Origin of the sequence: Eubacterium ramulus ATCC 29099, from assembly GCF_000469345.1 — a bacterium.
Lineage (GTDB): Bacteria > Bacillota > Clostridia > Lachnospirales > Lachnospiraceae > Eubacterium_I > Eubacterium_I ramulus.
In genome coordinates this window covers 94,368-107,344 of sequence record NZ_KI271092.1, presented here as the reverse complement: position 1 = coordinate 107,344, position 12,977 = coordinate 94,368, and the positions used below count along the sequence as shown (strand labels likewise).

Annotated in this window: 13 protein-coding genes and 1 pseudogene; 13 read left to right on the top strand and 1 reads right to left on the bottom strand. The window is 41.4% G+C overall.

The window, feature by feature from the left end; genetic code table 11:
• From HMPREF0373_RS02845 to HMPREF0373_RS16905, 6 genes are all read left to right on the top strand, one after another.
• On the top strand, positions 1–633 hold a 633-nt coding region (locus tag HMPREF0373_RS02845; protein ID WP_021738076.1), incomplete at its 5' end, for a hypothetical protein.
• Positions 634–730: 97 nt separating this feature from the next.
• Entirely contained in the window at positions 731–934 is a 204-nt protein-coding gene (locus HMPREF0373_RS02840) for a 4Fe-4S dicluster domain-containing protein (RefSeq protein ID WP_021738075.1), read from the top strand.
• Positions 935–949: 15 nt separating this feature from the next.
• The gene (gene vorB / locus HMPREF0373_RS02835; protein WP_021738074.1) at positions 950–2,026 is read left to right on the top strand and encodes a 3-methyl-2-oxobutanoate dehydrogenase subunit VorB; all 1,077 of its coding nucleotides are present in this window, start codon (positions 950–952) and stop codon (positions 2,024–2,026) included.
• A 17-nt stretch (positions 2,027–2,043) separates the two neighbouring features.
• Positions 2,044–2,781: a thiamine pyrophosphate-dependent enzyme gene (locus HMPREF0373_RS02830; protein WP_021738073.1), complete on the top strand. Its 738-nt coding sequence runs from the start codon at positions 2,044–2,046 to the stop codon at positions 2,779–2,781.
• A 12-nt stretch (positions 2,782–2,793) separates the two neighbouring features.
• The gene (locus HMPREF0373_RS02825) at positions 2,794–3,342 is read left to right on the top strand and encodes a 2-oxoacid:acceptor oxidoreductase family protein (protein WP_021738072.1); all 549 of its coding nucleotides are present in this window, start codon (positions 2,794–2,796) and stop codon (positions 3,340–3,342) included.
• Between the two features lie 285 nt (positions 3,343–3,627).
• The gene (locus HMPREF0373_RS16905) at positions 3,628–3,765 is read left to right on the top strand and encodes a hypothetical protein (protein WP_021738071.1); all 138 of its coding nucleotides are present in this window, start codon (positions 3,628–3,630) and stop codon (positions 3,763–3,765) included.
• Positions 3,766–3,941: 176 nt separating this feature from the next.
• Here the strand turns inward: HMPREF0373_RS16905 and HMPREF0373_RS02820 are convergent, their stop codons facing one another.
• On the bottom strand, positions 3,942–5,138 hold the full coding sequence (locus HMPREF0373_RS02820) for an ATP-binding protein (RefSeq protein WP_021738070.1): 1,197 nt from the start codon (positions 5,136–5,138) through the stop codon (positions 3,942–3,944).
• A 209-nt stretch (positions 5,139–5,347) separates the two neighbouring features.
• Here HMPREF0373_RS02820 and HMPREF0373_RS16300 point away from each other — a divergent pair.
• The 7 genes and pseudogenes from HMPREF0373_RS16300 to HMPREF0373_RS02790 form a co-directional block, all read left to right on the top strand.
• Positions 5,348–5,539, top strand: a pseudogene (locus tag HMPREF0373_RS16300) (transposase); the annotation flags it as partial.
• A gap of 65 nt (positions 5,540–5,604) precedes the next feature.
• Positions 5,605–5,961, top strand: coding sequence for a DUF805 domain-containing protein (locus HMPREF0373_RS17695; protein WP_044962632.1), 357 nt, complete (start codon positions 5,605–5,607; stop codon positions 5,959–5,961).
• 105 nt (positions 5,962–6,066) lie between these two features.
• The gene (locus HMPREF0373_RS02810) at positions 6,067–6,534 is read left to right on the top strand and encodes a MarR family winged helix-turn-helix transcriptional regulator (protein WP_044962630.1); all 468 of its coding nucleotides are present in this window, start codon (positions 6,067–6,069) and stop codon (positions 6,532–6,534) included.
• Between the two features lie 42 nt (positions 6,535–6,576).
• Positions 6,577–8,322, top strand: a complete 1,746-nt coding sequence (locus HMPREF0373_RS02805; protein ID WP_044962667.1) for an ABC transporter ATP-binding protein — start codon at positions 6,577–6,579, stop codon at positions 8,320–8,322.
• A complete protein-coding gene (locus tag HMPREF0373_RS02800; protein WP_021738066.1) occupies positions 8,312–10,222 on the top strand; it encodes an ABC transporter ATP-binding protein in 1,911 nt (636 codons plus the stop codon). The genes HMPREF0373_RS02805 and HMPREF0373_RS02800 overlap by 11 nt, the downstream gene beginning before the upstream one ends.
• Before the next feature lie 46 nt (positions 10,223–10,268).
• On the top strand, positions 10,269–11,291 hold the full coding sequence (locus HMPREF0373_RS02795) for a S66 family peptidase (RefSeq protein ID WP_021738065.1): 1,023 nt from the start codon (positions 10,269–10,271) through the stop codon (positions 11,289–11,291).
• 189 nt (positions 11,292–11,480) lie between these two features.
• Positions 11,481–12,917, top strand: a complete 1,437-nt coding sequence (locus tag HMPREF0373_RS02790; protein WP_021738064.1) for an AAA family ATPase — start codon at positions 11,481–11,483, stop codon at positions 12,915–12,917.
• The last annotated feature ends 60 nt before the right edge of the window (positions 12,918–12,977 follow it).

Here is a 12,977-nt window from a genome sequence, read left to right as displayed (position 1 = left end):
AAATGGCTGGTGCAGCTTCAGGACAAGCCGGTACATTTCTTTGACATGGATATGACCAAGCCACTGTTTCGCTCCAGAGATGTAGAGATGCAGATGGAAGCCTTGGGAATTATCTGTCATCATGAAAAACAGTTCATGGATGCACCGACGGTTGTCGGAGGTGTCAATCGTCTGCTGAAGGATGAAGATTGTTACGTGGTTATGGATGTCGGCGGAGATCACATCGGAGCGCGCGCCATCGGCGGTTATGCGCCAAAGCTGAACAAAGACAATACCATTGTGTATTATGTGCTGAATGCATATCGACCGTGGTCCAATGATATCGATCATATCGATGGTACACTGGGACAGATTCTCGGTGTTTCCCATATACAGCTTGGTAAACTTCATATGGTGAACAATCCGAACAATGGAATCACCACAACGGCAAAGGAATTTATCGAGGGCAGCCGTAAGATGTCTGAAATGGTGACACCGTATATTGCGGTGGATTTTGCATGTGTCAGGGAAGATCTGTACGAGGACGTAAAAGATTCCTCAGATGTGCCGGTATTTCCGATTGAATTGTTTCTGACTTATCCCTGGCTGCAGACAGACTTTGCAGATGGTCAGCCGGTTCCGGGACGGGGATGATTCCCGGAGAATCAAGCTTTCAAACATCGTGTATATCGATGTTTAAAAATAATCAATTATAACAAGTATTTATTATCTTGAGAGGAGGATTTAATCGATGGCAAAAATCGTGGTTAAATCAGAACGCTGTAAAAGCTGTGGTTACTGCATTAAGTTCTGTCCGAAGAACGTACTGGAAATCGGACATGAAGTAAACTCTAAGGGTTATGAGTATGTGGTACCGACAAACATGGATGCTTGTATCGCCTGTTGTATGTGCGGACGTATCTGTCCGGATGGTGCGATAGAGATCTACAAATAAGGAGGTAGAAAGATTATGGCAAGAGTATTAATGAAAGGCTGTGAAGCTATTGCTGAAGCAGCAGTAAGAGCCGGCTGTAGATTTTTCGCCGGATATCCTATCACACCGCAGAACGAGATCCCGGAGTATTTTGCAAGAAGACTTCCGGAAGTAGGCGGTAACTTTGTACAGGGTGAATCTGAGGTTGCATCTGTAAACATGGTATACGGAGCAGCAGCAGCAGGAACAAGATCTATGACATCTTCTTCCAGCCCTGGAATCTCATTAAAGAGTGAGGGAATTTCCTATTGTGCAGCAGCACGTGTCCCAATTGTATATTCCAATATTTCCAGAGGAGGCCCTGGTGTAGGTGCAATCCAGCCAGCTCAGCAGGATTATTTCCAGGCTACAAAAGCTTCCGGTAACGGTGGTTTCCGTATGATGGTTCTGGCTCCGTCTACTGTACAGGAGGCAGTTGATCTTACATATGCAGCATTTGATTATGCAGATCGTGACATGAACCCGGTTCTGATCCTTGCAGACGGTGTAATCGGAACTATGATGGAGCCGGTTGAACTTCCAGAGATGAAATCTGATGAAGAGATCGCAGCAATCAAAGAGAGCAAAAAGAAATGGGCTTGTATCGGTCATGAACTTGACTATGCAAATCGTTCCTGGATCCAGCCGGGTCAGTGGGATACAAAGAAAATGCAGGCATGGAACGAAGATGCTGCAAAGATGTATGCCAGCTGGGAAAAAGATATCATGGTTGAAGAGTATCAGATCGAGGATGCTGAGCTTGTACTTACCGCTTATGGTATCTCCGCCCGTATCTGCAAATCTGTTGTAGACATTCTTCGTAAGGAAGGTTACAAGATCGGTATGATTCGTCCTATTACAGTCAGCCCGTTCCCATATGCTTCTTATGACAAGATCAACTACAATATCTGTAAAGCAGTTCTCGACGTAGAGATGTCTATTCCGGCACAGTTCGTTGAGGATGTAGAGATGGGTGTTAAAGGTCGTTGCGCTATCGAGACATGCCTGTGCTCCGGTGGTAACATCATGAGCCGTGAGGCAGTGATCGAGGCTGTTAAAAAGATTTTAGGATAATAAGGAGGATACGGAACATGGAATTAGTTTATTCAAGAACAAAAACAATCCAGGAAGATAAAGTATCCGGATTCTGCCCGGGCTGTATGCACAGCACGGTTGTAAAATTAATCGGTGAGGCTCTCGAAGAGATGAACCTTGTAGATAAAGCAGTTATGGTTACCGGCATCGGATGCTGTGGTCTTCATATGGATTATATCGCATATGATACAATTACAGCACCGCATGGTCGTGCCTGTGCAGTAGCAACAGGTATGAAGAGAAGCAATCCGGATACTCTGTATTTCACATATCAGGGTGATGGTGACTTCGCTTCCATCGGTCTTGCAGAGTCTGTTTCTGCAGCTAACCGTGGTGAGAACATCACTGTTATCTTCATTAACAACGGTATTTATGGTATGACAGGTGGACAGATGGCGCCGACTACTCTGGTTGGCATGAAAGCTTCCACAGCTCCGAAAGGACGTATCCCGGAAGAGCATGGTTACCCGATGCATATGTGTGAGATTTTAGACAAGCTGACAGCTCCGGCTTACCTGGAGAGAACAAGCTGCAACACTCCGCAGAATGTTATCAAAACCAAAAATGCAATCAAGAAAGCGTTCCAGAATCAGATCGACGGAAAAGGTTTCTCTATGGTAGAAATCGTAACAAGCTGCCCGACAAACTGGGGACTTGAGCCGTTAGACGCATTGGATTTCATCGAGCAGAAAATGCTTCCGGAATATCCGCTGGGCGTAATCAGAGATAAATAGGAGGAAGTCAATATGGAAACAAATTTATGTGTTGCCGGATTCGGCGGACAGGGTGTTATGACTCTTGGTAAATTCCTTGCATCTGCAACCTGTGATTCTACAGATAAAAACGTTACTTTCTTCCCGTCCTACGGCGCTGAGCAGCGTGGTGGTACAGCGAACTGCTTCGTTGTAATCTCCGACGAGATGGTAGGAGCACCTCTGGGTGATGTTATGGACGACCTGATCGTTATGAACGGTCCGTCCCTGCAGAAATTCCTTCCGACTCTGAAACAGGGTGGTACACTTTTCATCAACAGCTCTATCGTTCCGGAAGAGGATATCGACAGAACAGACGTGAAAGTTGTAAAAGCACCGGTTACAGAGATGGCTCTGGAAATGGGAAATGCAAAAGTATTAAACGTAATCATGCTTGGTGTATACGTTGGTTATACAGAGGTTGTATCTCCGGAAGTTGTATGGGGAACCATCGAGCATAAACTTGCGAAAAAAGCAAAATTACTTCCGCTGAACAAAGAAGCTTTCGAGAAAGGTCTTGAGATCGGACGTTCTCAGAGATAAGCAGCTTAAGTGATTATACTTATCACATAGTGAGATTTACATTTGTATAAAAAATAGAAAATACGACTGGTTCACAAAAGTTGTGGGCTGGTCGTATTTTTTTATCAGCGGTTCAAAAAGTATCGTTCGCAAGTGAGCTTTTTTATGAAAAATTTATTTTTCAGTTAGAAAAAACTATGGGAATACGGTTAGAATAATGGTAAAATATATTTATATAAAGCAATTGGGTGAGAGAAAACCTGATTGCTAACATGAAATCGAGTATGACGCAGGAGAGAGAAAAAGATGGAGAATATTTATTTTAAGATGAAACATTCCGGCATTTTGGGGATCATCGCCGGTGTGTGTGCAATGATCATCGGATTACTGGTTCTGATTTCCGGAATCGTATTATTAAAAAACAAATCTGATATTATTTTTTAATTAGAAAACAGGGTGTTGATCAGGCAGATATTGTCTGCATCGACATCCTAAATTTTTTCTGGATTTGAGATATGATATAGAAAAAAATAATACCAGATTAGTGACCTGCGCCGCAAGGCGCACATAAAAATATCTCCATCATTTCAAAAGAGAATGACGGAGATATTTCGACCTGCCTATTCTTGTAGTAGCCAATCGGCTATATCGTGAATTACGATTCCTTCATAACTATATTGAGGATGTTTGGTTCTGGCAATAATCATTTTCGGATAAGCATCTCGAATCTGAAGCAGAGGAGAACATTCTCTCTCAAATGTTTCCTGCCCGGAAATGTTGTCGCTGACCTGAATATAAATCTTTTCGCTACCTCTCTGAGCAACAAAGTCGATCTCCTTTTGATAGAGCTTGCCGACATAGACATTGTATCCACGGCGAAGAAGCTCGATGCAAACGATGTTTTCATATACTCTGCCATAATCCATATTTCTGCTTCCCAGTATTGCATATCGAATACCGCTGTCACACAAATAGAACTTTTCAGAGCTTTCAAGGTATTTCTTACCTCGGATGTCGTATCTCTTAATATCATAAAATACAAAAGCATTGCACAAATACTTAATGTACTTTCCAACGGTTACATGATTGGTTGGAGTCTCATTTGCTGTCAGTAGCTGACTAACCTTATTCGGAGAAGTCAGGTTGCTGATATTATCCATAAGGAACTCGCTCAGACGCTGTAAAACCAAAGTGTCCGGCAGAGCATATTTCTGTACTAAGTCCCTTGTAACAATGGTTTCGTAGACTTCTTTTATATAGTTTGTTCTGTCTTTTTCGGTTCTATAAGCATAGGAACCTGCTAAACCGCCTTTGATAGCGTACTCATCAAAGAGCTTATCTTTGTCACTAATATCATCATAAAACTGGCAATATTCCTGGAAACTGAAAGGAAACACATGAATTTCAATATAACGTCCGGTAAACAGAGTTGCCAGATCCGCACTCAACAGGAAAGCATTAGAGCCTGTTACATAGATGTCGTATTTTCCCTTAGAGTACAGGCTGTTGATTGCCAGCTCAAACTTGGGACACATCTGAACCTCGTCTACAAACAGGTAGTTCGTTTTGCCTTCCTGATAATGTTCTTCCACATAGGTGTGTAAGGCATGGTATTCCTTGATTTCTTCATACGCTAAATCCATGAAGTCAATGAAGATAATATTGATGTTTTCAAAGTTGCTTTTCAGATACGCAATGTACGCCTGCATCAGTTTGGACTTACCAGATCGACGAATACCCGTGATAATCTTGATGTCAGGCGTGCCGTTCAGTTCAATGATTCTATCGAGATATTTTGCTCTCGTGATTGTTTTCATTTAGTCACCCACTTTCAAAAATTGAAGTTTTTTCATTTTTCGAAACCGCTTCGTTATACTTAGTATACTGTCTGCTAATAGTATATGCAAGATGTCGTTTTCAAAAACACAAATTTTTTTATTTTTTGAAATAAGGCTACCGCAATCCCACTGGCTTTAGACAGTGGGTTAAGGTAGCTAAAAATCAGAAATTATTATATACTCATGGCATGGGAACATGGAAATCTAAAAACAGACACAAATACCTATTACAATATCACATTATTTTCGTCTGCAAATATAGGAAGAAATTACTGGTTTCGAGACAGATATCAGATGATATAAAGCAGTATTCATATGAGATATGTCAAAGGCACAGTGTTATTATCAGATATATGGAAACGGATAAAGACCATATTCATAGGATTTAGAACAATAAAAAACAGGTAGTTTTTGACACTACCCTAATAGACAAGGGGGAGATATTATGAAACACTTTAATGGCAAATCGTCTTATCTTGGCAGATATGATTTCTGGCGCCTATTTATTATTGGCATCCTCGTTTACATAATTATTCAAATTGTATATTTCAGTGCCTGGCAGACCTGGTTTGCAGATAAAATAACATTGTCCACTGTTATTTTTATAATTATCAATATTTTATATTTTGTATACGATTATATAATTGGCTTAAAACGTTTTCACGATGCCAATCGTTCCACCATTTTTTTCGTACTATGTTTCATTTCAAGCTTTATCGTTATTGGCTACATTATAAGGATGGTTATATACTGTCAACCGAGTACACACATAACCTCAAAAAATAAAAACTGCAGTGGTTGATTTGAATAAAAAGTATCATAAAACATAAAAATGTTTGCTGTCAAACTGTTTGACAGCAAACATTTTTTGCGTTATAATAACAAAGCTTTGGGAAGGAGGAGCGTTATGAAAAAGGATTGCATCGGGAATGATATCCGGATCCTGTCACATCAGATTCACCGTTGGATCGAAAATTCACCGAATAAAAAGAAAATAGACAGTGTTACAGGTGCCAATGCCTGGATCATTGGATATATTTCGGATAAAACAAAAAATAACGAAGATGTATTTCAGAAAGATTTAGAGAAAAATTTTGAGATTACCCGGTCTACGGCATCAAAGGTAGTTAATCTGATGGTAGAAAAGGGCATGGTGGAGCGTCAGAGTGTGCCATGGGACGCACGTCTGAAGAAACTTGTTCTGACAGATAAGGGAAGAGAAATCAATGAGCTCATGCTGGAGGATTTCAGTGTGGTGGAGGAGACATTATCAAAAGGTTTTTCCGAGCAGGAACTGGAGCAGTTCTTTGATTATATACACCGCATGCAGCAAAATATGAAAGATGGTTTTTGTAATATAGGTTTAAAAAAATAAGAAACAGGAGGAAAACAAAACGTGAAACTTGTAAAAAAGTTAATGGAATCCATACGGGAATATAAAACGGCAAGTATTCTGACGCCGGTTTATGTAACCGTAGAAGTTATCATGGAAGTGCTGATCCCATTTGTTATGGCGAGTCTGATCGACAAAGGCATTGAAGCCGGAAGTATGTCCGTCATCTGGAAATATGGAATCATCCTTTTAGTACTTGCAATGATCGCACTTGCTTTCGGCTCAATGGCAGGCCATCAGGCATCGATCGCATCCTGCGGTCTCGCACAGAATTTGCGAAAGGATATGTACTATCGGATCCAGAACTTTTCTTTTTCCAACATTGATAAGTTCTCGACGGCAAGTATCGTAACCCGTCTGACCACGGACGTGACAAATGTACAGAATGCATATCAGATGCTCATCCGCGTTGCAGTCCGTGCACCGATTATGATGATCTTCGCAATGATCATGTCATTCACTATTAATGTGAAGATTTCCTTGATCTTTCTGGCAACCATTCCGGTACTTGGATTTATTCTGATCTGGCTGGCGCAGCATGTACATCCTTATTTTGAACGTGTATTTAATACGTATGACCGTTTGAATGAGGTGGTTCAGGAGAATCTGCACGGAGTCAGAGTCGTAAAATCCTTTATCCGTGAGGAGCATGAGGATCAGAAGTTTGGAAAAATTTCAAAAAAAATCTATGTGGATTTTGCAAAAGCAGAGAAAATGCTGGCATTTAACATGCCTGCAATGATGTGTGCCATCAATGTGGCTCTTCTGGCAGTTGCGTGGATCGGATCCAAAGCAATCATTGTTAGTGGAAATACACCGGGTATCGCCGGTGGTATGACAACCGGTGAGCTGATGAGTCTGTTTTCCTATGCAATTCAGATCCTGATGTGTCTGATGATGATTTCTATGGTATTTGTAATGGTTATCATCGCAAGATCTTCTGCAGAGCGTATCGTTGAGATTCTGACAGAGGAAAGTGATATTCAGAACAAAGAAAATCCGGTGACAGAAGTTTCAGACGGATCCATCGAGTTTGAAAATGTTGCATTTTCCTATGCGAAGAAAGCGGATAAACCGGTACTGGATAATATTAATCTGAAAATCAATTCCGGTGAGACGATTGGTATTATTGGTGGAACCGGTTCTTCCAAATCCAGTCTGGTACAGTTGATTCCGCGACTGTATGATGTTACTTCCGGTGAGGTCAAAGTCGGTGGTGTGGACGTGCGTAATTATGACCTTGAGACATTGCGTGATTCCGTAGCTATGGTACTTCAGAAAAATGTATTGTTCTCAGGTACTATTAAGGAGAATCTGCGATGGGGTAACGAGAAAGCAACGGATGAAGAACTGATCCATGTATGTAAACTGGCACAGGCTGATGATTTTGTACAGACATTCCCACATAAATATGATACGTACATCGAGCAGGGCGGAAATAACGTTTCCGGCGGACAGAAACAGCGTCTGTGTATTGCCCGTGCATTACTGAAGAAACCAAAGATCCTGATTCTGGATGATTCTACCAGCGCGGTAGATACCAAGACAGATGCGCTGATCCGTAAGGCTTTCCTGGAAGAGATTCCGGATACGACCAAGATCATCATTGCGCAGCGTGTTTCTTCCGTTCAGGATGCGGATCACATCATTGTTATGGATGATGGTAAGATCAGTGCTTACGGCACACATGAAGAATTATTGAAGAGCAGCGATATTTATCGTGAAGTATATGAATCACAGGTGAAAGGAGGAAGTGACGATGAGCAGTAATAATAAAAAACGGATGTCTGCGGCAAAAGATACAAAAGGAACCGTGAAGCGTCTCCTTGGATATTTGAGCGCATATAAACTCCGCTTCATTTTTGTAGTCATCTGTATTGCGATTTCTGCAGCAACGGTTGCTTACTCCGCTGTGTTTATCCAGGATCTGATCGATGATTATATTACCCCGTTACTGACACAGTCCCAGGTTGATTTTACCGGTCTGAAACAGTATCTGGTAAAAGTTGCAATAATCCTGTTTGCAGGTGCAGTAGCCGCTTACCTGTACAACCGCTTCATGGTTGTCATCGGGCAGGGAATTCTGAAAAAAATCCGTGATGAGATGTTTTCACACATGCAGAAGCTGCCGATCCGGTATTTTGATACTCATGCACATGGCGATATTATGAGTCATTATACCAACGATACCGATACCTTGCGTCAGATGATCTCACAGAGTATCCCGCAGCTGTTGAACTCTGTTATGACGATCGTGGTCGTATTTATTTCCATGCTGAGTATCAGTTTCTGGCTGACGCTGATCGTGGTTGCTTTTGTTTTTATCATTTTGAAAGTAATCGGTTCTGTGGCTGGCCGAAGCGGAAAATACTTTATCAAGCAGCAGGTTTCTCTGGGTGATGTAAACGGTTACGTCGAAGAGATGATCAACGGACAGAAGGTTGTCAAAGTATTCTGCCATGAGGAGCAGGCAAAAGAAGGATTTGATCTGAAAAACGGAGAACTCTGCGTCAATGCGACAAAGGCGAATTCTTATGCAAATATTCTGATGCCGATTCTGAACAATATCGGATTTATCCTTTACGTTGTTGTAGCAATCGTAGGTGGAGCTCTTGCTATCAGTGGTGTGACAAACATCAGCCTGACAGGTGTCAGCGTACTGACACTTGGTGCCATCGCATCTTTCCTGCAGTTATCAAGAAGCTTTGTAAACCCGATCAGTCAGGTTTCCCAGCAGTTAAATTTTGTTGTTATGGCCATTGCCGGTGCAGAGCGTATTTTTGAACTTCTGGATGAAGAAGTGGAAGAAGATGAGGGAACTATCACGCTGGTCCGTGCAAAAAAGGATGGCGATACACTGACCGAGTGTGCAGAGCGTACCGGTCACTGGGCATGGAAAGTGCCGCAGGCAGATGGAAGCGTTCAGCTGGTAGAGATGCGTGGTGATGTGAAATTCCATGATGTAGATTTTGGTTATGTCCCGGAGAAAACGGTTTTGCATGACATTACATTGTATGCAGAGCCGGGACAGAAAGTTGCTTTCGTAGGAGCAACCGGAGCCGGTAAGACGACCATTACAAACCTGATCAACCGTTTTTACGATATTCAGAAAGGTACGATCACTTATGACGGACTGGATATCGGACGAATCAAAAAAGCAGATCTGCGCCGTTCCCTGGGCGTGGTACTTCAGGAGGTCAACCTGTTTACCGGAACTGTAATGGAAAATATCCGTTACGGTAAACTGGATGCAACGGACGAAGAATGTATCGCAGCAGCAAAACTGGCAAATGCAGACGGATTTATCCGGATGCTGCCAAACGGTTATGACACGGTACTTTCCGGTGATGGAAGTGGTTTATCCCAGGGACAGAGACAGCTGATCTCCATTGCCCGTGCAGCCGTTGCAGATCCGCCGGTTATGATCCTGGATGAAGCAACTTCTTCTATCGATACGAGAACAGAAGCTATCGTACAGCGTGGTATGGATGCTCTGATGAAAGGCCGTACCGTATTCGTTATCGCCCACAGACTGTCTACCGTACAGAACTCTGATGTTATCATGGTTCTGGAGCAGGGACATATCATTGAGCGTGGCAGCCATGAGAAGCTGATTGAAGAAAAAGGAAAATATTATCAGTTGTATACCGGTGCGTTTGAGCTGGAGTAAAGCGCTTGCTTTGGCACCCAAATCATATTAACAGGAGAAATACAGAATGAGATATCCGGAATTTTTGAAAAAGAACGGTTGTATCGGTTTTGTAGCACCATCTTTTGGATGCAATATTGAACCGTATAAAACAGCTTTTGGACATGCGTTGGATAAATTTGAAAAAATGGGTTACCGCACGGAACTGGGACCGAACTGCTATGAGGGCTGTGGCATCGGCATCAGCAACACGCCGGAGAAATGCGGACAGGAACTGATGGAGTATTACTGCAATGATATCAGTGATGTGCTGATTTCCTGCGGTGGCGGGGAACTGATGTGTGAGGATCTGCCCTATGTGGATTTTGAAAAGATCCGCCAGGCAAAGCCGAAATGGTATCTTGGTTATTCGGACAATACAAATATGACATTTCTGCTGACGACACTCTGTGATGTGGCATCTGTCTATGGACCGTGTGCGGCAGCATTTGGCATGGAGCCATGGCATCCGGCGATTCAGGATGCATTTGACGTGCTGACCGGAGAAAAACTGACGATTAAAGGCTATGATCTCTACGAAAAAGAAGGATTAAAGGATGAGGAAAATCCGTTGGTACCTTATAATGTGACAGAGCCATGTATCCGTAAAAAAGTACCGGATACAGATATCAAAATGGAAGGCCGTCTGATCGGCGGCTGTCTCGATGTACTGACACTGCTTCTTGGTACAAAGTATGATAAGGTGCAGGAGTTTACCGAGTGCTACAAAGAGGACGGAATCATCTGGTTTATCGAAGCCTGTGATCTGAATGTCATGGGAATCCGCAGAGCATTATGGCAGATGGAGCAGGCCGGATGGTTTGGGTATGTCAAAGGATTTCTGATCGGCCGCCCGTATTGTAACGGAGAGGAATTTTTAGGGTTGGATCAGTATGAGGCTGTGACAGGAATTCTTGGAAAATATAATGTCCCGATCATTATGGATCTGGATATCGGTCATATTCCACCGGCGATGCCGCTGATCTGCGGAAGCTACGCAAAGGTGACCTCTGTGGGGAATGATGTGGAAGTGGATATGATGTTGAAGTAGAAAACGTTATCCGTTCCGGAGTAAATCCGGGACGGATAAATTTTTTAAAATGAAATATTTTTATAATGATTAAAGCGGCGGTGAATGAATGAAAATGAACATTGACCGCCGTTTTAAAATGTTTTATAATGATTAAAGTGGCGGTGAATAAATAAAAACAAGCATTGACCGCCACTTTGGGAGGCATATATGATTGGAAGAAAGCAGGAAGTCAAAGAATTAAATCGATTATATAATCGAAATAAGGCGGAACTAGTTGCTATTTACGGGAGACGACGAGTAGGAAAGACATATCTCGTAGATGAGACCTTTGAGGGAAAAATTACATTTCGTCATGCTGGTCTTTCTCCGGCAGATGAAAATTCAAAAGGTCTGCTAAGATTACAATTGGATCATTTTTATAATTCGTTAGATGTTCAGGGAATGGAAAAATGCGAAAAACCTAAAAATTGGTTAGATGCTTTTGTGTTGTTGGAAAAATTTTTGCAAAATAGGGATGACGGAAGCAGACAGGTGATATTTCTCGACGAATTGCCGTGGTTGGATACACCAAGATCTGGATTTATACGAGCATTTGAAGCATTTTGGAATACTTGGGGATGTCATCGTAAAAATTTAATGGTAATTGTATGTGGGAGTGCAAATTCTTGGATACAGGATAAACTGTTAAATAATCATGGGGGGCTATATAATCGTGTTACTTATGAGATAAAATTATCACCTTTTAATTTAAAAGAATGTGAAGAATTATATAAAAGTAATAATGTAAATATGTCTCGATATGATATTACACAAAGTTATATGATATTTGGCGGGATACCGTATTATATGGGGTATGTGAATCCGGAAATGAGTTTGGCACAGAATGTAGATAAATTATTTTTTGGAAAAAATGCTGTTTTAAGAGATGAATATAATCGACTGTTTGCATCTGTGTTTATAAATCCGGATATGGTTAAGAATATTGTGCAATTATTATATACGCGAAATGCAGGATTCACTAGAAAAGAAATTGTTGAAAAACTTGGAATAACTGATGGCGGAAGATTATCCAGTAATTTAAATGCATTAATATCCAGTGATTTTATTATGAAGTATGTTCCGTTTGGGTATGGAAAGCGGGAAGAACACTATAAACTTGTGGATCCATTTTGCATTTTTTATTTGCATTTTATCTGGAAGCAAAAGAAAATAAGTGAAAAATTTTGGCAGCAAAATACTACATCTGCACCTGTTTCTATATGGAGAGGTTTTGCATTTGAAAATGTTTGCTTCAATCATATAGAACAGATTAAGCGATCTCTGGGAATATCTGGAGTGATTACAGAGACAAGTGCATGGTCAAAAAAAGAAGATGATACGGAAGGAACTCAAATAGATCTGTTGATCTGTAGAAACGATAATGTTATCAATATGTGTGAAATAAAGTATTACAATGGAGAATTCAGAGTGACCAAAAGTTATTATGAAAAAATTTTAAGACGACAAACCATATTGACTGAAAAGATCTCGCCTAAATTTGCAATTCACAGTACATTGATAACGACTTTTGGTCTGAATAATAATGAATATAGCAGTGCATTTTCAAATGTAATTGTTATGGATGATTTGTTTGACAATGTTTAATTGGGCTGTCGCCCAACATGTCTAAAATAAGCCATGCACCATTCGGAATCCGCTGACGCT

Coding starts and splice junctions, on each gene's coding strand:
- HMPREF0373_RS02795 (WP_021738065.1), top strand. CDS start 10,269: ATGAGATATCCGGAATTTTTGAAAAAGAACGGTTGTATCGGTTTTGTA.
- HMPREF0373_RS02800 (WP_021738066.1), top strand. CDS start 8,312: ATGAGCAGTAATAATAAAAAACGGATGTCTGCGGCAAAAGATACAAAA.
- HMPREF0373_RS16905 (WP_021738071.1), top strand. CDS start 3,628: ATGGAGAATATTTATTTTAAGATGAAACATTCCGGCATTTTGGGGATC.
- HMPREF0373_RS02790 (WP_021738064.1), top strand. CDS start 11,481: ATGATTGGAAGAAAGCAGGAAGTCAAAGAATTAAATCGATTATATAAT.
- HMPREF0373_RS02820 (WP_021738070.1), bottom strand. CDS start 5,138: ATGAAAACAATCACGAGAGCAAAATATCTCGATAGAATCATTGAACTG.
- HMPREF0373_RS02810 (WP_044962630.1), top strand. CDS start 6,067: ATGAAAAAGGATTGCATCGGGAATGATATCCGGATCCTGTCACATCAG.
- HMPREF0373_RS17695 (WP_044962632.1), top strand. CDS start 5,605: ATGAAACACTTTAATGGCAAATCGTCTTATCTTGGCAGATATGATTTC.
- vorB (WP_021738074.1), top strand. CDS start 950: ATGGCAAGAGTATTAATGAAAGGCTGTGAAGCTATTGCTGAAGCAGCA.
- HMPREF0373_RS02825 (WP_021738072.1), top strand. CDS start 2,794: ATGGAAACAAATTTATGTGTTGCCGGATTCGGCGGACAGGGTGTTATG.
- HMPREF0373_RS02840 (WP_021738075.1), top strand. CDS start 731: ATGGCAAAAATCGTGGTTAAATCAGAACGCTGTAAAAGCTGTGGTTAC.
- HMPREF0373_RS02830 (WP_021738073.1), top strand. CDS start 2,044: ATGGAATTAGTTTATTCAAGAACAAAAACAATCCAGGAAGATAAAGTA.
- HMPREF0373_RS02805 (WP_044962667.1), top strand. CDS start 6,577: ATGGAATCCATACGGGAATATAAAACGGCAAGTATTCTGACGCCGGTT.